This window comes from Pinirhizobacter sp., assembly GCF_036499745.1.
GTDB lineage: Bacteria > Pseudomonadota > Gammaproteobacteria > Xanthomonadales > Rhodanobacteraceae > Pinirhizobacter.
Genome location: NZ_DASYDG010000014.1, coordinates 18,461 through 45,162 on the forward strand (window position 1 = coordinate 18,461; position 26,702 = coordinate 45,162).

25 protein-coding genes and 2 pseudogenes are annotated in these 26,702 nt (G+C 63.6%); 11 read left to right on the top strand and 16 right to left on the bottom strand.

The annotated features are described in order from the left end of the window. Window positions 1-7: 7 nt before the first annotated feature. The 5 genes from VGM61_RS04820 to VGM61_RS04840 all read right to left on the bottom strand — a co-directional run bounded on the left by VGM61_RS04820 (window position 8) and on the right by VGM61_RS04840 (window position 5,329). The gene (locus tag VGM61_RS04820; RefSeq protein WP_331521600.1) at window positions 8-1,837 is read right to left on the bottom strand and encodes an FUSC family protein; all 1,830 of its coding nucleotides are present in this window, start codon (window positions 1,835-1,837) and stop codon (window positions 8-10) included. Further along, window positions 1,827-2,855, bottom strand: a complete 1,029-nt coding sequence (locus VGM61_RS04825) for an HlyD family efflux transporter periplasmic adaptor subunit (protein WP_331521601.1) — start codon at window positions 2,853-2,855, stop codon at window positions 1,827-1,829. Before VGM61_RS04825 ends, VGM61_RS04820 begins: the two co-directional genes overlap by 11 nt. Next, window positions 2,852-3,127 carry a YtcA family lipoprotein gene (locus VGM61_RS04830; RefSeq protein WP_331521602.1) on the bottom strand — a complete coding sequence of 92 codons (276 nt, stop codon included), beginning with the start codon at window positions 3,125-3,127 and terminating at the stop codon, window positions 2,852-2,854. Before VGM61_RS04830 ends, VGM61_RS04825 begins: the two co-directional genes overlap by 4 nt. Continuing rightward, the gene (locus VGM61_RS04835) at window positions 3,124-3,951 is read right to left on the bottom strand and encodes a PucR family transcriptional regulator (RefSeq protein ID WP_331521603.1); all 828 of its coding nucleotides are present in this window, start codon (window positions 3,949-3,951) and stop codon (window positions 3,124-3,126) included. Before VGM61_RS04835 ends, VGM61_RS04830 begins: the two co-directional genes overlap by 4 nt. A 112-nt stretch (window positions 3,952-4,063) precedes the next feature. Continuing rightward, window positions 4,064-5,329, bottom strand: a complete 1,266-nt coding sequence (locus VGM61_RS04840; protein WP_331521604.1) for a PucR family transcriptional regulator — start codon at window positions 5,327-5,329, stop codon at window positions 4,064-4,066. 222 nt (window positions 5,330-5,551) lie between these two features. Here VGM61_RS04840 and poxB point away from each other — a divergent pair, with 222 nt between their 5' ends. From poxB to VGM61_RS04860, 4 genes and pseudogenes are all read left to right on the top strand, one after another. Beyond that, complete coding sequence (gene poxB / locus VGM61_RS04845; RefSeq protein WP_414694800.1) at window positions 5,552-7,264, top strand: ubiquinone-dependent pyruvate dehydrogenase; 1,713 nt, start codon at window positions 5,552-5,554, stop codon at window positions 7,262-7,264. Window positions 7,265-7,291: 27 nt separating this feature from the next. Then, window positions 7,292-8,539, top strand: coding sequence for an MFS transporter (locus tag VGM61_RS04850; protein WP_331521606.1), 1,248 nt, complete (start codon window positions 7,292-7,294; stop codon window positions 8,537-8,539). A gap of 121 nt (window positions 8,540-8,660) precedes the next feature. Beyond that, on the top strand, window positions 8,661-9,029 hold the full coding sequence (locus VGM61_RS04855) for a DUF488 domain-containing protein (RefSeq protein WP_331521607.1): 369 nt from the start codon (window positions 8,661-8,663) through the stop codon (window positions 9,027-9,029). Window positions 9,030-9,118: 89 nt separating this feature from the next. After that, window positions 9,119-9,313 (top strand): annotated as a pseudogene (locus tag VGM61_RS04860) (alpha-ketoglutarate-dependent dioxygenase AlkB); the annotation flags it as partial. A gap of 3 nt (window positions 9,314-9,316) precedes the next feature. On the opposite strand, the gene VGM61_RS04865 reads toward VGM61_RS04860, so the two are convergent. Next, window positions 9,317-9,790 (bottom strand): nuclear transport factor 2 family protein, encoded by a 474-nt coding sequence (locus VGM61_RS04865; RefSeq protein ID WP_331521608.1) that lies wholly within the window; start codon window positions 9,788-9,790, stop codon window positions 9,317-9,319. Window positions 9,791-9,910: 120 nt separating this feature from the next. Between VGM61_RS04865 and VGM61_RS04870 the strand changes: the two genes are divergently transcribed. Next, complete coding sequence (locus VGM61_RS04870) at window positions 9,911-10,603, top strand: hypothetical protein (RefSeq protein ID WP_331521609.1); 693 nt, start codon at window positions 9,911-9,913, stop codon at window positions 10,601-10,603. On the opposite strand, the gene VGM61_RS04875 is transcribed toward VGM61_RS04870, so the two are convergent. Next, window positions 10,569-11,144 carry a hypothetical protein gene (locus VGM61_RS04875; protein WP_331521610.1) on the bottom strand — a complete coding sequence of 192 codons (576 nt, stop codon included), beginning with the start codon at window positions 11,142-11,144 and terminating at the stop codon, window positions 10,569-10,571. The two genes, VGM61_RS04870 and VGM61_RS04875, sit on opposite strands and share 35 nt — an antisense overlap. Between VGM61_RS04875 and VGM61_RS04880 the strand changes: the two genes are divergently transcribed. Continuing rightward, window positions 11,143-12,603: a sensor histidine kinase gene (locus tag VGM61_RS04880; RefSeq protein ID WP_331521611.1), complete on the top strand. Its 1,461-nt coding sequence runs from the start codon at window positions 11,143-11,145 to the stop codon at window positions 12,601-12,603. The two genes, VGM61_RS04875 and VGM61_RS04880, sit on opposite strands and share 2 nt — an antisense overlap. Before the next feature lie 10 nt (window positions 12,604-12,613). On the opposite strand, the gene VGM61_RS04885 is transcribed toward VGM61_RS04880, so the two are convergent. Continuing rightward, complete coding sequence (locus VGM61_RS04885) at window positions 12,614-13,303, bottom strand: transporter (protein ID WP_331521612.1); 690 nt, start codon at window positions 13,301-13,303, stop codon at window positions 12,614-12,616. 172 nt (window positions 13,304-13,475) lie between these two features. Then, window positions 13,476-14,417: a DUF5996 family protein gene (locus VGM61_RS04890; protein WP_331521613.1), complete on the bottom strand. Its 942-nt coding sequence runs from the start codon at window positions 14,415-14,417 to the stop codon at window positions 13,476-13,478. 100 nt (window positions 14,418-14,517) lie between these two features. Here VGM61_RS04890 and VGM61_RS04895 point away from each other — a divergent pair, with 100 nt between their 5' ends. Then, window positions 14,518-15,681, top strand: a complete 1,164-nt coding sequence (locus tag VGM61_RS04895) for a winged helix-turn-helix domain-containing protein (RefSeq protein WP_331521614.1) — start codon at window positions 14,518-14,520, stop codon at window positions 15,679-15,681. On the opposite strand, the gene bla is transcribed toward VGM61_RS04895, so the two are convergent. The 5 genes from bla to VGM61_RS04920 form a co-directional block, all read right to left on the bottom strand. Further along, window positions 15,682-16,707: a class A beta-lactamase gene (bla, locus tag VGM61_RS04900; protein ID WP_331521615.1), complete on the bottom strand. Its 1,026-nt coding sequence runs from the start codon at window positions 16,705-16,707 to the stop codon at window positions 15,682-15,684. 172 nt (window positions 16,708-16,879) lie between these two features. Next, window positions 16,880-18,214 carry an MFS transporter gene (locus tag VGM61_RS04905; RefSeq protein ID WP_331521616.1) on the bottom strand — a complete coding sequence of 445 codons (1,335 nt, stop codon included), beginning with the start codon at window positions 18,212-18,214 and terminating at the stop codon, window positions 16,880-16,882. Between the two features lie 3 nt (window positions 18,215-18,217). Further along, window positions 18,218-18,670, bottom strand: a complete 453-nt coding sequence (locus VGM61_RS04910) for a MarR family winged helix-turn-helix transcriptional regulator (RefSeq protein WP_331521617.1) — start codon at window positions 18,668-18,670, stop codon at window positions 18,218-18,220. Between the two features lie 63 nt (window positions 18,671-18,733). Further along, window positions 18,734-19,915, bottom strand: a complete 1,182-nt coding sequence (locus VGM61_RS04915) for a M23 family metallopeptidase (protein WP_331521618.1) — start codon at window positions 19,913-19,915, stop codon at window positions 18,734-18,736. Between the two features lie 100 nt (window positions 19,916-20,015). Continuing rightward, window positions 20,016-20,495 carry a GNAT family N-acetyltransferase gene (locus tag VGM61_RS04920; protein ID WP_331521619.1) on the bottom strand — a complete coding sequence of 160 codons (480 nt, stop codon included), beginning with the start codon at window positions 20,493-20,495 and terminating at the stop codon, window positions 20,016-20,018. Window positions 20,496-21,087: 592 nt separating this feature from the next. Between VGM61_RS04920 and VGM61_RS04925 the strand changes: the two genes are divergently transcribed. After that, complete coding sequence (locus tag VGM61_RS04925; RefSeq protein ID WP_331521620.1) at window positions 21,088-21,498, top strand: hypothetical protein; 411 nt, start codon at window positions 21,088-21,090, stop codon at window positions 21,496-21,498. A gap of 89 nt (window positions 21,499-21,587) precedes the next feature. On the opposite strand, the gene VGM61_RS04930 is transcribed toward VGM61_RS04925, so the two are convergent. After that, window positions 21,588-21,770, bottom strand: a complete 183-nt coding sequence (locus VGM61_RS04930) for a CsbD family protein (protein ID WP_331521621.1) — start codon at window positions 21,768-21,770, stop codon at window positions 21,588-21,590. 245 nt (window positions 21,771-22,015) lie between these two features. On the opposite strand from VGM61_RS04930, the gene VGM61_RS04935 reads away from it, so the two are divergent. The 3 genes and pseudogenes from VGM61_RS04935 to VGM61_RS04945 all read left to right on the top strand — a co-directional run bounded on the left by VGM61_RS04935 (window position 22,016) and on the right by VGM61_RS04945 (window position 25,983). Beyond that, window positions 22,016-22,258, top strand: coding sequence for a hypothetical protein (locus tag VGM61_RS04935; protein WP_331521622.1), 243 nt, complete (start codon window positions 22,016-22,018; stop codon window positions 22,256-22,258). Window positions 22,259-22,558: 300 nt separating this feature from the next. Beyond that, window positions 22,559-24,913: pseudogene (locus VGM61_RS04940) on the top strand (DEAD/DEAH box helicase); the annotation flags it as partial. After that, entirely contained in the window at window positions 24,910-25,983 is a 1,074-nt protein-coding gene (locus VGM61_RS04945) for a ribonuclease H-like domain-containing protein (RefSeq protein ID WP_331521623.1), read from the top strand. The pseudogene VGM61_RS04940 and the gene VGM61_RS04945, both read left to right, overlap by 4 nt. A gap of 18 nt (window positions 25,984-26,001) precedes the next feature. Here the strand turns inward: VGM61_RS04945 and VGM61_RS04950 are convergent, their stop codons facing one another. Beyond that, complete coding sequence (locus VGM61_RS04950) at window positions 26,002-26,592, bottom strand: FMN-dependent NADH-azoreductase (protein ID WP_331521624.1); 591 nt, start codon at window positions 26,590-26,592, stop codon at window positions 26,002-26,004. Between the last annotated feature and the right edge of the window lie 110 nt (window positions 26,593-26,702).

Genomic DNA, 26,702 nt, shown 5'->3' on the forward strand with positions numbered 1-26,702 from the left:
CCAACGTTTAGCTCGCACCGGTCGCCTCCTGCTCAAGCGTATCGAGCGCTGTTCGTAGCGGCGTGGGCAGACTTGGGCCGGCTTCCTGGGCGGCATCCGCCGATGGCGGCGTGGAGTCGGCGGCATCATAAAGAATGCCAATGCGTTCGAGCCGCTCGGCCACGTGGTGACGCAAGGCGACGTCGTTTACCTCCCCCGCGATAGCGCCCGACCAGGCCAGGGTCTCGTTCATGGCAACCACATCCGCTCGCAGGGGCGATGGGTCGCTGCGTTTGCGCGCGAGCTCGAATGAAGCCATCGCGGAGAGCCGGCGCGCCGCTTCCATATCCGTGGCGTTTGCAAGCATCTGAGCACTGGTCACCGGACCATCGCCATCCAGTACGCGACTTAGCCGCCCGGCGATGCGGGCGAGGATCTGCCGCCCCGCCGTCACCACGCTCACCGGCCAGAGTGTCAGGAAAACCAGCGACATGGCCAGGTTTCCCAGCACGATGCCGGCAAGCCTGTCGCGCAGCACGGTGAGGTCGTCGGTCGGGCCGGCGTCTTGCAACACCCCCAGGTAGAACGCGAACGCCATTTGAAGCCCGGCGTAGGCAAGCAACGGACTGGATGTGGCGATCCAGGTGCAAAGGAGGGTTCCCGTCATGAACAGGACGACGAAACCACCGATGTCATCGAGCAGCGGGAACACGAACACAATGGCGAGCCCGGCGAGTGTGCCACCGATCAATGCGCCGGCAAGGCGAAGCGAAAGCTTGTGCACCGTCTCGCCGGTGCTCACCAGGGCGACGAAGAAGCAGGTGATCACCGAGGTACGGATGCTTGGCCAGTCGACGGCCGAGTACAGGATGTAGCAGGCCATGGCCGCCAGGCTCGACTTGAAGGCGAAACGTACGGCCTGGATGTGCGCGGAGGGATCGCGCGGCACCGGGCCGGCCGCGATGGCTTCGGGCGTGGGATCAAACAGGCCGGCGACCAGCCGTGTGGCCTGGCGATAGGCGAGCGCTTCATCGGGGCCCATGCCTGACGGGAACGGTATGCCCAGGCCCGGGCTTTTGTGCCCTTTGTCGAAGTGATCGATGGCCTGCGACAGTGCGCTCCACGCCGACGTCGAGGGCAGCGATGACTTGACGGCGGCGACACGCTCAAGCTCGACCACCAGGGCAAGCGTACGCGATGCGGTTGGCCCGGCGCGGCCTGCCAGCGTGGCCAGTTCGCCAAGGGGAACCGTGATGGCAGGCAGATCATTTCCGGAAAGCTGGGCCTGCAGGCGTCGTGTCCGTTCGCGCAGACCATCGTTGAACACTTGCGCGGGCTGCCGTCCGAAGGCCAGCTCGACCAGCGGCACGAGGGTGCAGGCACTGGCAATAATCAGCAACAGCCAGAGCATGAGGTGGGTCAGTGACTCTTCGTTGGGCGTCTGGTCGATCAGGGTCTGCGTGATCACCAGCAGAAACCCGGCGAGGAACAGCAGGCCCCCGACTTTGGGCAAACGTGAGAGGTACATCGCAGCAAAGGTCACCACCGCCATGGCCGGCAGTCGCAGGGCAGGTTCATCTATGTCGACCATGTACAGCACGAGGCCCAGGCCGATGGCCATGACGCCGGCGGCCAGCGCACCCAGCGATGCCGTGACCGAGGTGGCCACGTCGCGCTGGGACGCCATGAGCACCACATAGGCGCCGTAGGCTGGCAACGGGACGCGAAAGACTAGGAAGGTCGTGGCGATGGCCGTGGCACAACAGGTCATGCGGAACATTCGCCAGAAGCGCGGGCGATCCACCCGAAGCTCATCGGCGAGAAAATCCGCCCAGCTCCGATACAGGTCAACGGGCATCGCCGCTCCGCACCACCACGGTCACCGTCGCCCCGATACGCATGAGGCCCGGAGGAGGGTTGTCCAGCACAACCCGCACCGGGAAACGTTGGGCAATCACCACCCATTTGAGGGAACGCTCGACGGTGGGCAGGCCGGGTCCGCCGCCTGCCTCGGCCTGCACGCCGGGACCGAGGCTTTCGACGTGACCGGGCAGGGCGTGGGCGGTGTCGCCAAGCTGCCATACAAGGGCCCGTGCCCCCACTTTGATCCCGGGCAGGTCGGTCTCCCGGAAATCGGCAATCGCATACCAGTGGCGCGAATCGACCAGGGTGAACAGTGGCCTCCCGGCCTGGGCGTACGTACCCGCTGCAATCTGTAATCCACTGACCACGCCGTCAAAGGGTGCGATCAGCCGCGTCATGCGAAGGTCGCGCCGGGCTAGCTGCAATGCGGCGCGCGCGCCTTCGATTTGAGCCTCGATGCTCCGCGTATCACTGACGCCTTGCCGGGCCTGGTCGGCCTGTTTGACGGCGGCATCCAATGCGGCCGCGGCCGAGCGCTGGTTGGCGACGGATTCGTCGAGCTTTTGCTGGGTGACATAGCCCGGCGCCACCATCGGCTGCAGGCGCTGGAGGGTTTCGTTGGCGAGCTTGAGCTGGGTCCTTGCGCGCGCCACGTTGGTAAGCGCTGCATCGGCTCCTGAGTTTTGTGATGTGACCTGGCGGGTGGCAAGCGCGAGCTCGGCTTCTAGCGCCGCGACCTGCGCTGTGGCCTGTCGCACGCGCAGCTCATAGGGCTCGGGATCGATTTCAGCAAGCAGGTCGCCGGCATGAACCCCCTGGTTATCGCGTACGCGGATGGAAATCAGGCGGCCGCTGACGTCTGGCGCGAATGCCGCGGTGTCGGCATAAAGGTAAGCCACATGGGTGCGTGGACTGGCGTCCAGGCGCAAGAGGACCATCACGAACAGGACGAGCGCAAGAACCACCGCTATAACAGTAGCGACCTGTCCCGCGCGTGTTTGGGTCGAGGTCATGATAGCCACACCAGATAGGCGCCGAAGGTGAATGCGGCAGCGCAGGCGAGGTAAAAGAACACCGGCGCCGGCAACTGGGTATCCCATCCCCGCTTGCGGCAGACCGCGCGGACGACGAACGCGAAGATCACCCCGAGCAGCGCACAGGCGAGCCAGGTGGGGAAGAACGATCCGAATATCGAGAGGGTCGGCGAGTGCGCGCAGCCGCTGCATATCGCGGCGACGGCAAGCATGGGAAGCGTGTGTTTCCGGCCCGACGTGGTGTCGTTCATGGCGATTCTCCGTCCGGCGCATCCACCCGTTCGCTCGCGCGTCGGAGTTGGATGGCCACATGAAGCTTTGCCTGCCAGTGGGCGTCGTCGAGTTTAGCACCGAGAATTTCCTCGATGCGGCCAAGGCGGTAATTGAGGGTGTTGGGGTGGATACCCAGGTGCTCGGAAGCGTGCTTGCGATGCTGGCCGGATTCAAAGAAGACTGCCAGGGTATGCAGCAGATCCTGCTCGTGGGACAGTCGATCGATGATGGCGTCCAGGTAGCGAAGGGCGTTGTCCGATCGCAAAACACTCTCCTCGAGCACGAAATCGGAATAAGGGGAAGCAACGCCGGTGCCATTGAGCCGGCGGCCTGCCTCCAATGCGCGCATGGCCTCGTTTGCGCTGGAAGCCCAGCCGAGGGCCCCCGCGCCCATCAGGCCGATACCCATGGCATGGATGTTGGGGTTCACGTCGAACAGCTCGCGGGCGAGCGTGCGCATCAGGGCATCGGTGGCCAGCACCGAATCCCCGCGCAACGTGGGGAGCCAAACCACTACATGTCCATGATGGAGCGTGCTGACAAGATCCGTGATCGCGATTTTCTGGCATCGGGCTACCGATATCGCGATCCGGTTTAGTCCGCTTTCCACCGTTGCCAGTTCGGACAGGTCGATTTTCAAGGCAAGGGCCACGCGCGGCGTGGCTGGGTCAAAGCCGAGGGCAGCCGCCGTGCGTGTGAACGCGGCGACGTCGTTCGGAAAATTGAAGACGATGCCCAGAAGCTCGTCGCACAGCGCATCGCGCCAGCGTGCACTCTTGGGTCCGGGTGTCAGGTCATCCATTCAACGGCCCCCGTGAGCCACGCGTGGCCACCAGAAGCTGGATTTAACCCTGCTGCCGGGCGCGGGGACATCGTGAAAAACCACACCCCCGGTGTGGATTCGCACAAACGACCTAGACGGGAGGACGCACGTCCGGCTCGCTTGCGCGACGCAGGGTCAAGGCAACATGCAGGCGCGCAAGCCAGCCGGCGTTGTCGAGCCTGGCACCGAGAATTTCCTCGATTCGGCCCAACCGGTAGTTGAGCGTGTTGGGGTGGATACCCAGCAACTCGGCGGTTTGCTTGCGATGCTGACCGCCGTCAAGGAACACACCGAGCGTGGCCAGCAGATCAGGCTCATGGGACAGGCGCTCGACGATGGCATCGAGGTATCGCAGCGAGGTTGCGCTGCGCAGGACACTTTCATTGAGGACCATCTCCGAAAACGACTGCACCGTGCGCCCGGGGGTGAGCCGCCGGCCTCCGTCCAGTGCCCGGAAGGCCTCGTCCAGGCTTGCCGACCAGCCGCGCGCACCCTGGTTCATCAGGCCAATGCCAACCCGCCTGACGTTCCTCATCGAAGCGACCACTCCGGCCGCCTGGCGCTGCATCAGGTTGTCGACCGCGAGTACCGAATCGCCGCGGACCGCGGGTACCCAGATGACGACGCGGTCGCGGTAGGCAGTTCGCACCAGGTCGTTGCAGGAAACGCCCAGTACGCGGGACACGCCCAGTACCAGGCGATCGAGTTCACCTTCCACGTGGGAAGGCAGTACGTCGGGCATCGATATGTCGAGGGCCAGGCATACGCGGGGCACGCTGCCGTCCAGGCCCAGCGCGGCCGTGGCCCGGTCGAACGCTTCCTTGTCGTCGTGGAAGCTGAAGATGACGCTGAGCAACTCATAACGCAGTGCGTCGCGCCAGCGGGTGCGCTGGAATTCCTCGTCCAGGTAGGCCGCGGACATGCGTTGGGAAAGGTCGTCGAAGTAGTCCAGTAGATAAGAGGAAAACAGCAGCAGCAGTTCATCGCGCGCGGCGCGGTCGTCGGCGGCAAGCTCCACCAGGGTTTGCCATAGCTCTCGCGAGCCGAGGCGAACGGCGCGTAACACGGAGGTGAGGCTTAGCCCCTGGTGGACACGGCGCCTTGCCGAGTCGTTGATGACGTGTATGTCTGCTTCGGTAAGCGGGGCCCCATCGAGCAGGGTCCTGAACCACAGCGCCGCCGAGAAGCGCAAGAACTCGCGAACGTCCTGCTTGACCATCGGTGAGAGCGTGGCATACGCGGAGTCGTTGTCCGTCAGGACCTGGTCGACGCGGGCAACCACGATGGCGGGGTCTTCGGCCAACTGCAGGGTGAGTTCGCGGATGCGGCCCTGGAGCCTGGGAATATGCGTGGACAACGGAAGTCTCCAGTCCGACAGGACGGTGGGACTGCATAAACCTTGCCACGTTTTGGGCAATGGGGGAAGGCGCAGGTTACGGTGGTCGCCGGATGCTTCCACTGGTGAAAAAGCATATCGTCGTTGTGTGCTTGGACAGTTCCATTGCCACAGCCTGTGGCTAGTCTCGCTTCAAGCGAGCCATCTTGCACCCACACAGGTCGGAGAATCCCCATGGCAACTGTGGCAGAGCGACTGGTCCAAACCCTCGAGGCGGCGAACGTCAAGCGCATCTATGGCTTGGTCGGCGATTCGCTTAACGGCATTACCGAATCACTTCGCGCGCGCAAGAACATCAGCTGGGTCGGCGTTCGCCATGAGGAGGTCGCGGCTTTCGCCGCCGGTGCGGAAGCTCAGCTCACCGGGCAGCTTGCCGTGTGCGCGGGCAGCTGCGGACCGGGCAATCTGCACCTCATCAACGGCCTGTTCGACTGTCACCGCAATCGCGTGCCGGTGGTAGCCATCGCCGCCCAAATTCCCAGTACCGAGATCGGCTCGGGCTACTTCCAGGAAACCCACCCCCAGTCGCTGTTCAAGGAGTGCAGCCACTATGTGGAACTGGTGTCCGACCCTTCCCACGTTCCACGCATCGTCGAGACGGCCATTCGCGAGGCCGTGACCCGCCAGGGCGTGGCGGTGATCGTGATTCCGGGCGATGTCGCCCTGAAAGACGCCGGTCCGCAAATGCCGTCGCCGAATCCGGTGCCGCGTCCGGCCAGCATCATCCCCTCCGATCAGGACGTGCAGGACCTGGCCCGGCTGCTCGATGGTGGCAACCGGGTCACGCTGTTCTGCGGCGCAGGCTGTGCCGGTGCGCACGACGAAGTGATAGCGCTCGCCAAGGCGCTCAAGGCACCGGTGGTGCATGCCTTGCGCGGCAAGGAGCATGTGGAATGGGACAACCCCTTCGATGTGGGCATGACGGGACTGATCGGTTTCTCCAGCGGCTACGCGGCCATGGAAGGCTGCGATACCTTGCTGATGCTCGGCACCGATTTTCCCTATCGCCAGTTCTACCCCAGCCATGCCCGCATTGCGCAGGTGGATATCCGTGGTGAGAACCTCGGCAAGCGTTGCCGGCTCGAACTTGGTGTCATTGGAGACGTCAGGGAAACTGTTGCCCGCCTGTTGGACATCGTCAAGACAAAGAGCGACCAGACCCATCTGCAGGCAGCCCTCAAACACTATGCCAATGCGCGGAAGGGCCTGGATGACCTGGCCAACGAGAACTCGAACCACCGGCCCATCCATCCCCAGCTTGTCGCCCGGCTTATCAGCGAAGTGGCAGCGGAAGACGCTGTCTTTACGTGCGATGTCGGCGAACCGGTGGCCTGGGCCGCACGCTACCTGACCATGAATGGCAAGCGCCGGCTGCTCGGATCGTTCCTGCATGGCTCCATGGCGAACGCCATGCCGCAAGCCATCGGTGCCCAGGTGGCGTTTCCACAACGCCAGGTGGTGTCGCTGTCAGGCGATGGCGGCTTCAGCATGCTGATGGGTGACATCCTGACCATTCGGCAGCACAAGTTGCCGGTCAAGATCGTGATCTTCAACAACGGCCTGCTCGGCTTTGTCGACATCGAGATGAAGGCCTCCGGTTTCCTGCCCACGGGCACGACACTTGAGAACCCGAGCTTCGCCATGGTGGCCGAGGCGATGGGTATCCACGCCCACCGCGTGGAGGATCCGGCCCGTCTTCGGGAAGCGCTCGCCGACGCTTTTGCCCATGACGGCCCGGCGTTGGTCGAAGTGGTCACCGACCACAACGAGTTGGTGATGCCACCGAAGATCAAGACCGAGCACGCCAGGGGCTTCAGCCTTTGGATGTTGCGCGCCGTGCTCAATGGCAGGGGCAACGAATTGCTTGACGTGGCCCACACCGCACTCGACCGCTGAATTCACACCCCTATACGGGAGAAAACCATGAACCAGGCATTGGGCCAGGCGCAGCGTGGCTCATCGATGACGCGCGCGTTTGCGATTGCATGGGGCGTTTCATTGCTGTTCTATTTCCTGGAGTACGCTGTTCGCTCCAGCCCCGCGGTGATGATGCCTGAGCTGGTGCGTGCCTTTGGCGTACCGGCCCTTGGCGTCAGTTCGATCCTTGGCACGTACTACTACACCTATTCGACCACGAGCCTGGTGGCCGGCATCCTGCTCGACCGGTTGGGGGCCAAGTACGTGGTTCCCGCTGGCATGGCCGTGCTTGGCGCAGGTTGCCTTGTGTTTGCGGTGCCGCAGGTGTGGACGGGGGACGTGGGGCGCATGTTGCAGGGCGCAGGTTCCGCGTTCGCGTTTACCGGTGCTGTGTACCTTGCATCCCATGGATTCTCCGCCCAGCGCCTTGCCACCGCCATTGGCGTCACCCAGTGCCTGGGCATGCTGGGAGGCACCGTGGGACAGATCGGCGTCGGGCCGCTTATCCACGGCGGGATTTCGCTTCCAGGTTATTGGGTGGGCGTAGGGGTTCTTGTGCTGCTGGTTGGCGTGGTCCTGGTGGGGCTTGTTCCCCGCGAGGACATTCCGGCCAGGCCAAAGGCAAGCGGAGGAATATTCTCTACATACAAGGTGGTGTTCTCCAATCCGCAATCGTACTTGTGTGGACTGGTCGCCGGATTGCTGTTCGTACCCACCACCATCGGGGACATGGTGTGGGGCGTGCGGTTCTTCCAGGAAGACAAACTCTTTACCTACTCCGGCGCCGTGCTTGCCGTCTCGATGGTGCCTTTCGGCTGGGTGATCGGCTGCCCGTTGCTGGGTTTTCTTGCCGACCACTGGGGCCGGCGCAAACCCGCGTTGATGGTCGGGGCGGCAGTGCTGCTGCTGGGGATGATCCAGCTGGTCTACCTTCCAGGCCTTATCCCGGCATGGCTGAGCCTGTTCGTCATGGGCGTGGCATCGGGTGCCGCGATGATTCCCTATACGCTGATCAAGGAAGTCAATCCCGACGAGGTCAAGGGCAGCGCCACCGGCGCCATCAACTTCCTGACCTTTACCGTTACCGCCATCATCGGACCGGTTTTCGCCGGCCACTACGGAAAGACGCTCGGCGGCGCCGGCATCGATCTCGCGGCGCACTTTCAGCACGCTGGGTTGTTCTGGGTGGGCATCATTGTCGTTGCGCTGGTGGCGAGCGTGTTCTTGAGGGAAACCGGGCACAGGAAGATCTGAGAGGTAGCGCCTGATCGAACCCATTGGAACACTCGACGAAAGACAGCTCAGCGGCGATAAGGCATCGTGTTGCCCGGGTCGTTTATCATGGTCGACGACGTTCCAGAAGGGAGGCGCGCGTATGCCGGTATTTGCGATCAAACGAATCCATGAAACGCCAGATCCGTCCGACGGGCATCGCGTGCTGGTCGACAGGCTTTGGCCGCGTGGTGTCTCCAAGGCCCGTGCCGCCCTGGACGACTGGCGGAAGGACATCGCCCCATCGGTTGAGCTCCGGCAGTGGTTCAACCACGAGCCGGAGCGCTTCGAGGAATTTTCCGCGCACTATCTTGCTGAGCTCCGGGCCGATCCCGCGGTGGATGTTTTCCTCACCGACATTCATGGCAAACACACCACGTTGCTCTACGCGGCGAAAGACCCTGACATCAACCACGCCGTCGTGCTGATGCGCTATCTCAACAAGCGCCAGCCGAAGAAGGCCGCCCGGTAGCGTGGATAAAGAAGTACTAGGGCCGGGTGCATTCCTGCTGCGGGGCTTCGTCGATGACCCTGGAGAGATAGTGCGGGCAGCCACCCCGGTCGATTCCCCTGGTGAACGGGGATGTCGTGGTCTGGGGCGGGCCGTCGCGGATGAATTACCACGGCGTATTGCCGCTCGAAGCGGGCATTCATCCCCTCACCGGTGATACGCGCCTCAACCTTACGTTTCGCACCGGCGTGATCAGGCCTGGCAGGAAACCCGCTCCCTTGCGGTTGAAGTCGGATACTGCCTGAGGCCTACAGGCCCAGGTCACTCAGGCCCGGATGATCGGCCGGCCGGGGCCCTGACAAGTCCCAGAAGAACTTGCGGTCGGTCTCGCTGATGGACAGGTCGTTGATGGACGCATGGCGTACACGCATCAGGCCTGACGAATCGAATTCCCAGTTCTCGTTGCCATAGGCACGAAACCAGTTGCCGGAGTCGTCGTGGTATTCGTAGCTGAACCGCACGGCGATGCGATTGTCCTGCCAGGCCCACAGTTCCTTGATAAGCCGATAGTCGAGCTCGCGGCTCCATTTTCGGGTCAGGAAGGCAACAATCCCGGGCCGGCCGTTGATGAATTCCGAACGGTTTCGCCAATGGCTATCTTCCGAATACGCCCTGGAGACGCGCTCGGGATCGCGGCTGTTCCAGCCGTCTTCGGCCGCCCGCACTTTTACGGTGGCGCTGTTGCGGTCAAAGGGTGGGAGCGGGGGGCGGGTGTCTGACATGAGCGTCTCCGGAGAGCCTGGAAGTTTAGACCAGCGCACCATGCTTGGCGGTAAACCATATCGCTGGCTGTCCGTTCTTGGCTGCTGTAGCCACTGCCGCCACCCCAAGGGACCGGATCCATGCTGTCGAGACTTCGTTTCCCCAGGCCGCTCGGCCTGGCACTGGCCTGTGCCGCCATGATGGCCGGCTGCGCCACGCAAGGCACGCCCAAACTGGCCGTGAGGCCGCAGCATCCCCAGGATCTTGGCGGACACTGGGTGGTGGATCCCTCCCGAAGTGAAGATCCGGACGCCAAGATCGCCTTGCTGGCATCGGAGCGTAGAGGGCAGGGTGGTGGCATGGGTGGCCACGGCGGCGGTCATGGAGGCGGGGGTGGTGGCATGGGCGGCATGGGTGGTGGTCATGGCGGCCATGGAGGTGGCGGCCATGCGGGCAATTCCGATTCCGGTTCACCCTCCAGTGCCGGGCAAGGCGCCGGCAGCGGACTGGTCGAATCGTTGCAGCGGCGCGGCCTTATTCCCGACAAGCTGGATATCGTGCAGAAGCCCGGCCTGGTGTTGCTATCGCCCGATGGCCATCCGCGTAGCGTGTCGGTGGATATTGCCTCGTCCACCAGCCCGGTGGGCACGCAGGCTGGGTGGGACGGCGACACCTTCGTGGTGGTGATGCATACCGCTGGCCGGCCGGATGTCACGCAGCGGTATTCGGTGACCTCGGATCGAAAATGGTTGACCGTTACCACCGACATGAAGATGGGCAAATCTTCGGAACTGAGCTTTATCCGGGAGTTCTCCGCGACGACACCACCGTAAGCGAGGGACGCATCGCCGCCGGCGCTACCGGTGGCGTTGCCACGGTGGCGGCCCGGGTTACGGAGTCCAGGAATTCCTGCGGCGGGCAATAGCCGTGAATGGCGACGTAGTGGTGCACCATCACCGGCGCCACATAGGTCAGGCCATGCAAACCCTTGACCCGTATCTCGCCATTGCCCTGCGTACCCGGCAGGAAATTGGCCATGGGGTGCCCGTGCGCATCGTATCGAACCACCGGCTGTGGGCAAAATTCACAGACGTGGTACCCGCGGAACAGGTTCACCGGGTGGGCGATGAGTTGTTCCAGGATCGCCATAAGGCGGTCATCCACCGGGCCATGGCAAAAATAGTGCTCGTTCGAAAGCCAGCCGACGTTGAGGATCTCCGAACGTATCGGGGCCCACTGGTAGCGATAGGGCGTGAGGTCGGCGAAATGCATGGTGGAAATGGCCCTCCGCCACGATCCTGCCACCGCCCAGGGCACGAGGAAAGTGCCAGGCCCTAATATAGGCCCACTTCCGTCCATCGTTGTTCGATCCATGCCCGATTCCCGAGCACCGCGTCCGTTTCCAGCCAATCGCTTGCAGGCGATTCGCAATAGTGGCCTGCTTGACCGCCGCGGTGAGGAACAATTTGGCCATCTGACCGAGCACGTACGGGTGGCCATGGACGTGCCGGTGGCCATCATCTCCATCGTCGATGAGCACCGGCAGGTGTTCGCCGGCCACAGCGGCCTGCCCGAGCCATGGGCGTCGATCGGGGAGACACCCATCACGCATTCGTTCTGCCAGCACGTGGTGGACGCAGCCGAGCCGCTGGTGGTATCGGATGCAAACCTGCACGGCCTGGTGCGGGAAAACCTCGCCATCGTGGACCTGGGCGTCATTGCCTATCTTGGTGTACCGATCCACCTGCCGACGGGGGAACTGGTCGGTGCCCTGGCCGCCATCGACAGCCTGCCGCGCGAATGGACCGGGAAAGACCTTCGGTTCCTGACCTCGCTGGCACGGGTAGTGGACAAGGCCATCGGTTTGGGGGTGTCGGAACTCAAATATCGCACCCTGATCGAGGACATGAACGAGGGGTTCTATGCCGGCGAGGCGATCTGGTCCAGCGACGGCCACGTCGAGGATTTCCTCTTCGAGGAAATCAATCCGGCGTTCACCCGCCTTACCGGGCTTTCCAGCTCCGTCGTGCTGGGTCAGCCCTGGTCGACGGTGATGCCTACGTCGCTTGCACCGATGCTGCCGGTGTACGAGCGCGTATTGCGCACCGGCCAGGACGAAGTGGTACACCACAAGTCCGAGGTGCTGGGCGGCCGTTGGTTCCTGATCCGTGTACGGAAGCTGGATGGTTCGCGATTCGTGGGATTTTTCGAGGATGTCACCGAGAAGCGCCGCGCGGAGATCAACCAGCACCTGGTGAACCATGAGATCGGCCATCGCCTGAAGAATTCCATGGCCATGGTGCAGGCCATCGCCACCAGCACGCTGCGCGGTCTGGACCCGGTACGGGTCAGCGTGTTCGAACAACGGCTGCAGTCGCTCAGCGGCGCGCACGACAACCTGTTGGAGCGGCATTGGAAGGCAGCCAAGGCCCACACGATGATCGCAACCACGCTTGGCAACCTTGGCGTGGATGGCCGCGTGCATGTTTCAGGGCCCGATATGGATCTTGGGCCCAAGGCGGCGCTGAACTTATCGATGCTGGTGCACGAGCTTGCGACCAACGCGTTGAAACATGGATCGTTGTCCGTGCCCGATGGATTCGTCGACATCGCCTGGAGCGTGGAGGAGGGCACCGACGATGCACTGGTGACCATGCACTGGCACGAACACGGTGGGCCGCCAGTGGTGGCGCCGACACGCCGGAGTTTTGGCTCGTCGCTGATCAAGATGGGCATCCTGGGCGGAGGCGGCACCACGGTGGCCTATCTGCCCGAAGGCCTTGAGGCCACGTTCAGTGCTTCGCTATCGCAGTTGCAGATTGCCGAATTCTGATGAGGTAACGTTACCGGGTGAACTGGATGCTGGCGTAGAACGCTGAACGGTCGGCGTCACGCGAACGGTGGATGCCCGGGCCGCCCGACGCCATCAGCGAAAGATGTTCGGTGATGGCGTAGGTTACGCCGAGGCCAAGGTTGGTGGACGCGGCGCCGCCCCGGGTATCAGCGCTCTGGTGGTAGATTTCTGCCCCCAGGGAAAGCTTCCGGCCGATCTTCCGCGAGACGGCCCAGCCCACCAGCCGGTAGTTGCGGTTGCCCTGGCCTGGATTGACCTGGTAGCCACCACCGCCGAAGGTGGACCAATCCCCTGAGTCCCATTCCATCCACACTGGCAGGAATAACCCAACATGCCTTGAGCCGAACTTACGGCTGGCGGTGGGCAGGGTGATCGACGGATAGAACGCGGCGTCGGGTGACAGGCTGCCTTGGGACTGGTGCGCGAATCGGTACTTGGCGCCAAACCCGAGATCACCGCGCCCAACGCGGCGGCCATTGCCGTTCTCGTACTGCACAGGCAGGTCGGTGCTCAGTTGCAGGTTCTCGGCGGCGCCATAGTTGAGTTCCAGGCCTGCATCGCCGCTGCGCTCACGATCAGCGTGTGTTCCCGTGGCGAACAGGTAATTCTCCCAGTGGCCGTGGTCAGTGGGTTCGGGATCGTCGGTGGTGTATGGCGGGCCGGCATATGCCTGTGTCATCACCGCCAACAAAACCATGGCAATGAGCCACCGCACGTTGCCTGGCGCCGGCGTCGCCGTCATCGATGGGCGAGCGTTGCACGCAATCTGGATCGTCAAACAGTTCTGCCCCGGTACTTCCCTGGAACAAGAATAAGCCGCCGTCCCCTAGGGTTTGCTTACATGCCTGCCCTCACGGCGGATGTCCGATGGGGCCGGTGGGGCCTTCCAGGCCTTCGCGATCCCACTTGGCAAGGTTGGCAGCGGCCTCGTAGGTGGTTTGCAGGAAAGACAGCAGCGTTTCGTCGGGATCGTCGGCTGCTTGCACCACGTTATAGGGCAGCAGGAATTCCCCGAGCGTGGCGTCGAAATATGCAGCGCCGGGGCTCACCTTGTACTGGCCGAACCCTTCCGGTGCCGCGTACGCGTAGCTGTAGAACGCGGGGCCTGGCACAGGTCCGCCCCCGGGCCAGAAGCCGGCACTGGAGACCTCTTCGCAGTAGGCTTCCCGCGCCACTTCATCAGGCATGTTGATGGCGCCCCCCGGATGCGGCGGTGCGGACCTCCCCGAGAAGCGCGTCACGGCAAGATCAAAGGCGCCCCAGAAAAGATGGATCGGACTGCATTTACCCCGGAACCGTGTGCGGAAGACCTGCATCACGCGCTGCGCCTGCAGCAGGGCCCGCCAGTAGGCGCGTGCCACGTCGCCGTCGTACGTGCGCTCCTGGGTATCCTTGTGGAACGGTACGGAACCTTCGATCTCGCATGGCATGGCGTCGATGTGCACGTCGACGCCAAGGCGGTCGAGCGCCGCCAGCGCGTCCTTGTAGAACGAGGCCACGCTTCGCGGCGCAAGTTCTATCGTTTCCGCATTGCCATCAGTCGTGCGGATCACCGCGCGATCGTCCAGCAGGTCGAACTCGAACTCGAGTGCGCGATCACCCAATGAGATAAGCCCGGTGGTGAGGCCCCGCGCGGAGACGTAAAGCGTGACTTGCCAGCTCTGGTTGGTCCACGGGGTTAGCCCCAGGCGGACTTTTCCGGCCACCTGCGACCACAGGTGGAGTGTCCCTAGCGTAGGCGCCAGGTCCAGTGGCGACAGGTCCGGCCACGCACTGCGCTTGCTGTGGGACATGGCGATCTCTTATGCCGACAAGGCATTTGAGGATACGCCCGTTATTTGCCTCGTGTTGCGTTGTATCTTTTCCGGATATTGGTATCCAGGAGAGTCATGCATGGCGTTGGCGTCGGTTCGGCTGGATCCTTCCCATGCACGCGGCATCTGGATGCGCGCCCAGCGCTTGCTGGGCGCGCCGGCCTTCGGTGAAGGCGCGGCGGCGGTCGAGGCGGCGGTAAGCCACCTGGGCTACGTGCAGATCGACACCATCAACGTGATCGAACGCAGCCACCACCATATTCTCCATAGCAGGATCCCCGGTTACCGGGTGGCAGACCTGGCCCAGGCGCAGTCGGTGGACAAATCGGTGTTCGAATACTGGGCGCACGCACTGGCCTATCTGCCCCTGGCCGACTACCGGCATTTCGTGCCGGCGATGGATGCTTATCGCGAGCACCCCGGATCCTTCTTCACCCCGGTCAATGACGACGACTATCGCGCTGTGTTGCGGCGTATTTGTCGTGACGGGCCGCTGTCGATCCGTGACATCGACGACGATGTGCTGGTGGACAAGACCCACCCCTGGGGCAGCCGCAAGCCTTCCAAGCGCGCGCTTAACTTCGGTTTCTTCAACGGCGACCTCACCATCAGCCGGCGCGAGGGCATCGTCAAGACGTACGAATTGGCCAAACGCCACTTTGGATGGACGCGCCGTCCGGCAGGCTCGAAACCCGCCCAGTTCGCCCAATACCTGCTTGATCGCGCCTTGCGCTCGCAAGGTCTGGTGAGCCTTGATTCAACCTGCTACGGAAACCTCGGCTTTAAACCCCTTGTGGGGGAATTGATCGAGAAGGCAGTCCGGCGCGGGAAGCTTGTGGAAGTGCACGTGGGCGATGCCGGGAAACCGCGCCACTGGATTGAGCCAGGGGCGCTGGAGGCGCCCCTGGCTCACGAACCATCGCGCGTGCATATCCTCTCGCCGTTCGACCCGCTGGTGATCCAGCGCAAACGCCTTGCCCTGTTCTTCGGCTACGAACACCGCTTTGAAGCCTACCTGCCGGCGCCAAAGCGGATGTTCGGCTATTTCGCCTTGCCGATATTGGTGGGCGACGAGATAGTGGCGGCGCTCGATCTGAAGATGGACCGCAAGGCAGGCAAGCTCCGTGTACAGAAGTGGACCTGGCTGGTGAAGCGCCGTGCGGGCCTGAAGGCCACCGTTGAAGAGGCCATGATTTCGTTTGAGCGCTTCCAGCGGGGAACAGCGGACCTTATGCAGCCCTGATCAGGGCGCTGCCTGCAAGGCGTGGTAAACCGTTTTTCCAATATCCGCGAACAGGGCATCGCGCTGCGCGCTGGTAGCGGGTGAGTCGCGCAGGAATGCAGCCACCAGCACGCGGCGGCCGTCGGGGAAGGTGATGATGCCCATGTCGTTCTGGGCGCCCGTGCGTCCGTCAAAGGTACTGGAGGTGCCGGTCTTGTCGGCGAAGTCCGTGCCCTTGGGCAGGCCGGCGCGCATGCGATTGGGGATGACCTGGTTGCGCATCAGCTTCAGCAGCTCGGTGGTGGACCTGGGGGTCAGCAGCTTGCCGTCGGCGAGCTTGCCGAGGAAATCCACCGCGGCTTCGGGCGTGGTGCGGTTGCGTGGATCGGCCAGGAATGCCGCGTAACCCCGGGCCAGGCGTGCATCTTCCTGGGCGTCGGTCTCGCCCTTGGGCGGTGAGGTTCCGGCAGGCAGCTGTCGGAAGATTTCGGCGATGCCGACTTCATCGATATCCACGCGCATACCCTGGATGCCGGCGGATTTCAGTTTCGCGGTGACTACCGCCGGCCCACCGATGAGGTTGATCAAGGCATTCACCGCCGTGTTGTCGCTCTGGCTTACCGAGCCCACCAGGAGATCATGCACGGTGAACCGGGTGCGGCCACCCTTTAATGCCGCGCCGACCGATGGCACGGCCGAGCCATTCTGAAAATCGGAGGGCGCCAGTGTTACTTCGTGGTCCAGTGTCAGTTTGCCCTGGTCGACCAGGTCGAGCACGGCTACGGCAACGGGCGCCTTGAAGGAACTCATCATGGCGAACGGCTCGGTGCCTCGGACGCTCCAGTGCTTGCCACTGCCGACATCGACGACGGTGATGCCGATCAGGCCTGGCTGGGCTTTCGCGGCCAATCCATCGAGCGCGTGCTGCAGGTCGGCATGTGCCGGGCTTGATGCCGCTGTTGCTGCGATGGCCTGGGGAGGAAGGATGGTTGCGCCGATAGCGAGTGCTGAGATGGCAACGGCGAGCAGCCTGGGACGAAAGGACATGCGGTGGAACTCCATGTAGGGCGAACGTCGGGAACGGCACAATAATGCGGTTCCGGGTAAGGATGCTTACAGGAAGTGACGATTTGCGGAACGACCTGGGCCGTTATCGGGGCATCTTCCGAGAATGTTTCCATCCGTCCTGCCGGGGTTCGATGCCGCTATCAGGTGAGGCTCAGGAACTCACTTCATCCGCCTGCCGCTGCTCACGCGCGCTGGGAGAGTCAACCGGCGGCGGGGGTGCACGAAGATCGTTCATCACGTAGCGCAGGCGCATGCCCTGGCGCCACACCCGCAGCCCCCGATAGGCGAAGAGGTACTTAAGGCCGATCGCCGCCGCCGCGATGCCGGCGACGGCGGCGATACCCAGCGACCAACGCGGACCCATGGTGTCGGCTACCCAGCCGACGATCGGCGCGCCGATCGGCGTGGTGCCCATGGCGATGGCAAGCAGGATGGCCATCACCCGGCCGCGCATCGCAGGCTCGGTGGATAATTGCACGGTGGCGTTGGTGGTGGTGGTGAAGGTTTGCGCGGCCACGCCGATCACCACCAGGGTGATCCCGAACAGGATGTAGTTGGGCATCAATGCAGCGGCCAGGCACGCCACGCCGAACACTGCCGCGCCCACGAACAGCAGCGCGATGTGCGGCTTGTCGCGGCCTGCGGCAAGGAAGGCACCGGCGACCGAGCCCAGTGCCATCACCGACGAAAGCACACCGAATTCACCCGCGCCGGCATGGAACACGGTGAGCGACATGGTGGAGATGAAGATCGGGAAATTCAGGCCGAACGTACCGATCAGGAACAGCATGGTGAGCGCGGCACGAAGGTCGGGGCGTTTCCAGACATAGCCGAAGCCCTCCAGCAAACTGCCTGGTGAACGCGCGGGACGCTCGCGCACGTGCAACTCCGCCGTGCGGATACGCATCAGCGACACGATCACTGCGGCGAAACTGAGCGCGTTGAGCAGGAATACCCAACCGGTGCCGATGCCGGCGATCAGCGAGCCGGCCACCGCTGGGCCGATCATGCGCCCGGCGTTGAACGACATGGAGTTCAGCGCCACCGCATTGGGCAATTCGCCCTCGGTGACAAGGTCGGAAACGAATGTCTGCCGTGCGGGTGAATCAAACGCGGTAACGCAACCCAGTGCCAGGGCGAAGGCGTACACATGCCACAGCGCCACCACGCCTGTCACGGTGAGCAGGCCAAGCCCAAGTGCCAGCAGGCCCATCATCGCCTGCGTAGCGAACAGCAGCTTTCGGCGGTCCATGTGATCGGCGGCGAAGCCGGTGAGCGGCAGTAACACCATCTGTGGACCGAACTGAAGGGCCATCACGATGCCCACGGCGGTGGCATTGCGATGGGTAAGTTCCGCCAGCACGATCCAGTCTTGCGCGGTGCGCTGCATCCAGGTGCCCACGTTGGACACCAATGCGCCCGAAGCCCACGTACGGTAGTTGTAGCCGGCCAGCGAACGGAAGTTGCCCTTGGCGAAGCGGGGCATGACTCAGGAACCGCCGGCCAGCCGCTTGAGGATCGCGGTAGCCTGTTCGATGGTTTCGTAGTCGGCGGGCGTGAACTGCGCCTGGATACTTCGGAACAGCCAGTCTGCGCGCCTGGCGCGGCTATCGGTAAGAAGCTTGCGGCAGGCGGGAGTAAGGTTAAGCAATGTGCGGCGCCCGTCGGCGGGATCCGGCTGGCCGATCACCAGGCCGGCGTCCTGTAGCAAGGCCACCGTAGCGCCCATCGATTGCGGCCGCACGCCTTCGGCGCGGGCGAGGTCCGAGACGCCCGCCGGGCCATCGCGTTCTATCCGCGTAAGCACGGCTACCTGTGGCCAGGTGAGCTCATCCGTAGTAAGGCCTTGCTCGCGCATGCGCCGGCTGAGCTGTCCGATGGCAAAGCGCAGTTCCGAGGCCATGGCCTGGGCACGCGTGGTGTCGCGCGGGTTATTCGACATGCGGAGAGTTTAACAAATAGGAAGCCTAACTGTAAAGGTAGACTTCCTATATGCGAGCGTCGGTTACGGCGAGAAATTGATCACCGTGTCGCTCAACGGCATCTGGTCGTGGCGCATGGATCCATCCGTCGGTTTCCACGGATCGCCCTGGCCGAACATCTGGCCCTCGGTTTCCGTGCCTTCGTAGCGAAACGTGTCGAACACGAACGGCATGCCTTCGGAGCCTTCGAAGGTGGGGCGGTTGGCAAGCTGGAAATGCAGGTGCGGCGCTGCGGAATTGCCGGACTGGCCCAGCCGGCCTATCACCTGGCCGCGCTTGACATGATCGCCGGGCTTCACCAGCACGCTGCCTGGTTTCAGATGTGCGTAGCCGGCCCACGTGCCGGGTGCGACCTGCAGCACCACGTAATTGCCGAACAGACCATCGAGGGTAAGCGACGATGGTTCCGGTTGGGCCTGCAAGGGGGCGTGGTCGGGCTCGGAATGACGGGTGGCCGTGACCACGCCATCGGCGACGGCCAGTACTTCGGTGCCATAGCCGTACCAGTCGGCGTGTGTGGTATGCGAGAAGTCCTTCACATTGTCACGCATGGCGTGGCCGCGCGCGTCCACACCGACGAGGTCGAGCGCGTATCGCTGGGGAATCGTCATATCGCCGTTGGCTACCACGATGCTTCCCCAATGGTGGGAATGGGCATTGCCCGGTCCCTCATGGGCAACCCATCGTCCGCTCTTCAACGGCGGCCCCAGGCGCATCGGCGGCGCAGGCGATACATCCACCCGAACGCCGTCGAGCAAGGCGACCTTGCCGCCCATATCGAAGTGCATGGTGTGGCGCAGCACGCGGGGCTGTACGCCGGCGCGTGGGCTAAGGAACACATAGATGGTGGCTTGCTTGCCCGGTTCGATCCGGAGCGGCTGGCCTTCCTTCGGGGTGGGCCTGGCCATGCTGGCGATGTCGGTTGCCGACCAGTGGGCGAGCGACGCATCGGAGCCGTCGGCCTTCACGTCCAGATCGAGCGCGGTCAGCGGGCCGGTGTCGCCGTAGTAATTGGTGATGTGGATTTCATACGCGAGGTGCTGGAGGCCATCGGTGCCCATCACCAGTGTCGGGCTGAAAGGTACACGTGCTTCCACGGGCGCCTGGGCCACGGCGGGCGCAGGTTTCTCCGCCGCCATGGCGAGGCACGCCGGGCTTAACATGATCACCAGGTACGCGGCTTTCGCCGTCCATTTGCACGACATGCAACCCCCTTTGTCCAGCACGCCGGCCGGTCGGCCAGGCATCTGCTGGCGATGAGTGTCGCATGCCGGCAGCCGCCGGCACGGTGGAATGGATCGTCTCTCAGGCCTGGTCGTGGCTGTAGACGATGAAGCCTTGGAACTTGGCGACCTTGTCGTAAAGGTGCCGGGCGTCGGTGTTGTTTTCCTGGGTCTGCCAGTAAACGCGCGGAACACCCGCATCGGCAGCGCGCTGGTATACACCGTCGATCAACGCCCGGGCCACACCGCGGCCGCGCGCCATCGGGACGGTGAAGAGGTCGTGCAGGTAGCACACCAGTGCCATGCGCGTGGTGCTGCGATGGAAGAGATAGTGCGTGAACCCCACCAGGCTCCCCTCGGCTTCGGCCACCAGTGCGTACATCGGCTCGCTGTCGTCGAAGAAGCGGTTCCAGGTAGCTTCGGTGATGGCTTCAGGCAGGGCGGCGGAGCCGGACCGTCCGTAGAACGCGTTATAGCCGTCCCATAGCGGGCGCCATCGTGCTTCGTCGGCAGGTACCACGGCACGTACCTTGATGCCGCTTGCGATGGGGGTATCGGCCACGACGAACTCCGGACATTGACGGTCGGCCGATCATTGATCCGTTCTATCTAACCGGCAATAGCCAGTTCGTCACATACGGGCCACGCCAATAATGAGATGGGCGGCGCGGGTATCAGTTCATGGGAGCGGCGCGACGACGGCCGCGCGAAACAAACCGACGTGAACGGGCAGTGGCTAGGGGCTTGTAGACGCGGAAGGACGTGGGGCGGGGTGCCGGGCTGGTCTTTTCGGTCATCATGGCGTGGGCTCCCTGGTGCTGCGAAAGGCGCCGATCGCGCCCCCTCGATCACTATGTCGGGAGATCGATGGAATTCTTTAGTGCGCTCTGGCAGCGCCTGCCGGGTCAGAGGGATCGCGGTCAGGCTCGTGCTCGGACGGGTCCGGCGACGTGCCACGATGGGGGTGTGGAGGCCCCTGGTCCGGGTCGACGGGAATATCCGGTTCGCGATGCATGGCAACCCTCCGAAGGCCGGGTTAGACCCGGGATTTTTCCCGTCATGCAGGTGAAAGGAACGCCATGGCATCGTGATGATGTCCTCGACGCTCCGCCGGCCCCTTTGCTAGGATGCACAGGTACATGCAGGAATTTACGATGATATCGAGCTTGCCGCTGCTGATCGTTGAGCCCGACAGCCGTGTCGCCGAGGGTGCCAGCCTTGCGCTGGAAGGCGAAGGCTACCGCGTGGTGACGGTGCAACGTGGCGGTCAGGCCCGCTTATTGTTTAACGCGATGCCCCAGCTTGCGGTTCTGGTCACCCATTGCGACCACCTTGAAGATGATGACGAGGGCGGTTTCCTGCACTGGGCCATTGCCCAGCGACCGGACCTGGCCATCGTGGCGCTGTGTACTCACGAAGGCGGCGACCTGGAATTGCCTGATTCGTGCATTCGCCTGGCCAAGCCCTTCGATCGCGACCAGCTATTGCAGGCGGTGGCCGAGTCCCGCCTTTGTGCGTTCAACCGCAAGACCGCCCGAGAGGGTTCAGACCAGCACGCCGCCTGAACGTCGCGGTCCGCGGGTAATGGAAGGCCGCCCAAGGGGCGGCCTTCGTCGTTGTGGTGTGGTACTCCCCGTGTGGGGAGCTGAGGGAGTCAGTGCCGATCAGCGTCGCGAATGGCATCGTTCTGCTTGCCCACTTCCTTCTGGACCTTGCCGGCATTCTTCTCGATATTGCCGGCGGCCTGCTTGCCGACATTACCGGTGACCTTGCCCACGCCTTCCTTAACGGCGCCCTTGACCTCATGTTTCGTACCTTCAACGCGATTTTTGTCCATCGTATTCCTCCGTCCTGCGCGGCAGTGCAGGCTCACCATCTACGTTAGGCCCTGGCCGTTCAGGCTCGGGTGAATTTCACGGACGACATCGCTTGCAGTTTCGTCACGAACTTGAACGATGGTGCAGCTGGCGGGTAATCAGGAGAAAGCGTGTGAGCCGTCGCGCGACCCGGTCGTAACGCTGCCGCGACGGTGCGCCCCCTAGCGTCGCGATGCGGCCCCCACTTTGACCGCGCCGGAGTCTCATGAATTCACAGCGCACCGTCCTGTACGTTCCTTACAACGCATCTGCGCATGGCCAATGGACACTCCGCCGCGGATCGGCCCTGGTGGGGACCTATGCCACGCGTGCCGACGCCATGCGCCAGGCCCTGCAGATGGCAGCTGCCATTCGCAACCAGAAAGGGCTGGACGTGGAGTTGCGCGTGGAAGATGAAAGTGGCGTGTGGGCAACCGTGGACCAGGCGCCTGTCATCCATCCTTCTTGACGCCGAAAAAGTGTAGGTTCTCGCCTACATACACGGCAGGCAATCAATGCTTTCCTATAGGCACCCCGGCCATCGGCCCGTTTGAGCAACGGACGGCGGGCGGGGTATCTAGCCTTACCCCCTTAGCCGTCGCCGCCTCGTGCGGCGGCGGCATTTTTATGGCTCCTGACCTTGCAGTCGCAGCCGGTGAGACAACGCTGCCTTACACATGCGCTGTCATCCAAGGGGCCGGGCCGCATGTCGAATTTCCTCAGTACAGCCGCGGTCCGCGCCGACAGCGAAATCATGCTTCGGCAGGCGGATGGCCAATTGCTCGCCAGCCGGCTGCGCGACAAATACCGCGACAGGGTCACCGGCAGCCTGTTGGTGCCGGGGCGGGCCGGCGACTATGTCCCTTTTCCCGACGACCTGCCTGAAGTCGTGGCCAATGCCTTGCGCGCGCGCGGCATGGCGCGGATGTACCGCCACCAGGCTGATGCCTGGCGGGCCACGCAGGAAGGAAAGCACGTCGTGATCGCCACGCCCACCGCATCGGGCAAGACGCTCTGCTACACCGCCCCGGTGCTTGCCTCAGCCCTTGCCGCCGGCAAGAAGGCGCTGTACCTGTTCCCCACCAAGGCACTGGCGCAGGACCAGGTGTCGGAATTGCTGGAGATCAACCGCGCCGGGGAACTGGGCGTGAAGGCGTTCACCTTCGATGGCGATACGCCGGGCGATGCGCGGCAGGCGATCCGGCTGCACGGGGATATCGTGGTGAGCAATCCCGACATGGTTCACCAGGGCATCCTGCCGCACCACACCAAGTGGGCGCAGTTCTTCGAGAACCTGCGCTACGTGGTGATCGACGAGATCCACAGCTATCGCGGTGTGTTCGGTTCACACCTGGCCAATGTGATCCGGCGCCTGAAGCGCATCTGTGAATTCTATGGCGTGCGCCCGCAGTTCATCCTGTGCTCGGCGACCATTGGCAACGCCGCCGACCACGCCCGCGCACTGATCGAGGAAGATGTGTTCGCCGTGAATGAAAGCGGCGCCCCCACCGGCGATCGGCACGTGCTGTTGTGGAACCCGCCGGTGATCAATCCGGATCTTGGCCTGCGCGCGTCGGCGCGCTCGCAATCGAACCTGATCGCCCGCATCGCCATCAAGGCACGGTTGAAGACGCTGGTATTCGCGCAGTCGAGGCTGATGGTGGAGGTGCTCACCAAGTACCTGAAGGATGTGTTCGACCACGATCCGCGCAAGACGGCGCGCATCCGTGCCTATCGTGGCGGCTACCTGCCCACCGAGCGGCGTGAAGTTGAGAAACAGATGCGCGCGGGAACCGTCGACGGCATCGTTTCCACCTCAGCGCTGGAACTGGGCGTGGACATCGGCAGCCTTGATGCGGTGATCCTGAATGGATACCCGGGATCGATCGCCGCCACCTGGCAACGTTTCGGCCGGGCGGGACGCCGGCAACGTCCCTCGCTGGGCGTGCTGGTGGCAAGTTCCACGCCGATCGACCAATACCTGATGCGCCATCCGGAATTCTTCATCGAGGCAACACCTGAGCACGCGCGCATTCATCCTGACCAGCCGTTGATCCTGCTCGACCACATCCGCTGTGCCGCTTTCGAACTTCCCTTCACCGGTGGTGAGCGCTTCGGGCCGATCGATGCCGAACCCTATCTTCAGGTGCTGGCCGAAAGCGAAGTGGTGCACCAGGAAGGGGACCGCTGGGAATGGATTGCCGACAGCTATCCTGCCAACGCGGTGAGCCTGCGCTCGGTGGCCGATGGCAATTTCGTGGTGGTGGACCGCACCGGCGGACGCCAGGTGATCATTGCCGAGGTGGATTATTCGGCCGCGGCGCTCACCCTGTATGAAGGCGCCATCCACATGGTGCAGTCGGTGCCCTACCAGGTGGAGCGGCTGGACTGGGAAGGGCGCAAGGCCTACTGCACGCGCACGCATGTGGATTACTACACCGACGCTATCGACTACACGAAGCTGAAGGAACTCGAGCGCTTCGATGGTTCGAACGCGGGGCAAGGGACCTGCCACCATGGTGAGGTACATGTGGTGCGGCGCGTGGCCGGTTATAAGAAGATCCGTTACTACACGCACGAAAACATCGGCTATGGCCCGGTCGCGCTGCCCGACCAGGAACTGCATACCACCGCGGTGTGGTGGCAGTTGCCTTCAGCCGTGCTCGATACTGCATTCGCCTCGCGCCAGGCGGCGCTGGATGGATTCCTGGGAGCCGGTTACGCCCTGCACACCTGCGCCATCGTCGCGGTGATGGCCGAAGGCCGTGACCTGCAGCGAGCCGTGGGCAGTGGCGATGGCGGATGGTCGGCGCAGGTGGATAATTCAGGTCGCGGGCAATTGCGTAGCGACGACGGCAGCCTGGCCGTGCCCGACGCCTTCGACCGCTTCCTGCCCACGGTTTACCTTTACGACAATTTCCCCGGTGGCGTGGGCCTTTCCGAGCCTTTGTTCCTTCGCTCGCCCGAATTGCTGCGCATGGCCCTGCAGAGCGTGGAACGCTGCCCGTGCAAAGCGGGTTGCCCGGCGTGCGTGGGGCCGGTACTGGCAGCCGATGAGAAGCGCGGCGAGACACCGAAAATGCTCGCCATGCGTCTTCTGGGCCTGCTGGATACGGCTGCATGAGTGAACTGGCACTGCGCCTGGCGCGGCTTCGTGGCCAGGCGGGCTTGTCGCCGGCACGGCCTTCATCGTTGCCTGCGCTGAAGTTGGATACGGCTCCGATAACGCCATCTTTGTCGTCTCATGGCGTCGCACCGGCAGATCATGCCCTGCGGGACAGCCTGCGGCGCCTGGCGGGCCTGCGCGATCGCGCCATCGGGCGCGTGGAGCGTGGTTCACGCGACGTGCCTGGCGAGGAGATCGCCCCGGGCCTGCGTTATCTGGAGCGGCGCCATTCGGGATCGGCGGTACCGGAGAACTTCGACCTGGCCTTTGCGCGCATGGACAGTGCGCAACGCTCCCACGTACTCGCCTTCGACACCGAGACCACGGGCCTGGCCGGTGGCACGGGGACACGCGCCTTCATGATCGGTGCGGCGCATTGGGAGGAAGATGAACTGTGCGTGCGGCAGCTGTATCTCACCGCGATGTCGGGCGAGGCGGCCATGCTGCGCGCGTTCGCCGGGTGGATCGAACCGTCCACGGTACTGTTGAGCTACAACGGCAAATCCTACGATGCACCGCTGCTGGCCACGCGCTACCGCCTGGCGCGGATGGCCAACCCGCTGCCGGGCCTGGCGCATGTCGACCTGCTGCATCCGATGCGGCGGCGCTATCGCCACGTGTGGGAGAACTGCCGCCTGGCCACGGCCGAGCGCAAGTTGCTTGATGTGCTTCGCGAGGACGACCTGCCGGGATCTGAAGCTCCCCGCGCATGGTTGTCATATCTGCGCGGTGGTGCCTCGACCAACCTCAAGCGCGTGGCCGAGCACAACCGGCAGGATCTGCTGAGCCTGGCGGGATTGCTGGTTACCGCCCATGGCTGGAGCGTGGAACAGAGCCTTCACGCCGGTAGCGGCACGATAGGAAGGTCACAGGAGCACGCCATGGCCGAACGCGAAAAACCTAAACGTGAATCTGGTTACGCGGAAACCAATCCCAAACCGCGCCCCGCCGACGGCAGCAAGGTGCCGGGGACGGGTAGTCCCCATGAGCACCAGAACATGCCGAAGGACAAACCGGGCAAGCGCTGAGCGCTTGCCCGCCATGCCTTAAGCGGCCACTTGCAGCGGCAACGCCTGCACCACGGCGCGGGCGCGCTCAATGGTGGCCTTCTTGTGGTCGTCATCGCCCATGGACAGACCCTCCGCGCGAACGAATTCCACATCTTCGATGCCGAGGAAGCCGAACAGCGCGCGCAGATAGGGTTCCTGGAAATCCATCGGCGCGGCCGGCGCGTCGACACCATAAGCACCACCGCGCGAGGACACCACGATCACCCGCTTGCCACCGGCCAGGCCTTCCGGGCCGCTGGCGGTGTAGCGGAACGACACACCGGCCACGGTGATGCGGTCGATCCAGGCCTTCAGCTGGCTGGGGATGGAGAAGTTGTACATCGGTGCACCGATCACCACGATGTCGGCGGCCAGGAACTCATCGATCAGCGCCTTATTCTGCGCGGCGGCGGGATGGGCCGGGTCGGCGACAGGACTCCAGTGGTCGAGCCCCAGGGCAGCGAGGTCGCGATAGGTGACGTCCAGGTTTGAATAGGCATCACGGAAACGGCCCACCACCGACTGGGTCAGTTCACGTGAGACGGAATAGGCGCCCAGGGCGCTGGCGTCGATGTGGAGCAGTTTCATGGCTTGATCCTCGTTCGAGCTGCGGCGGTAGCGCCGTGACTGGAAAGAAGGGTAAGTCCGCGACAATCAGCCGATAAGATGGCAGAATCGGGACTAATCGTTCGCTCTGG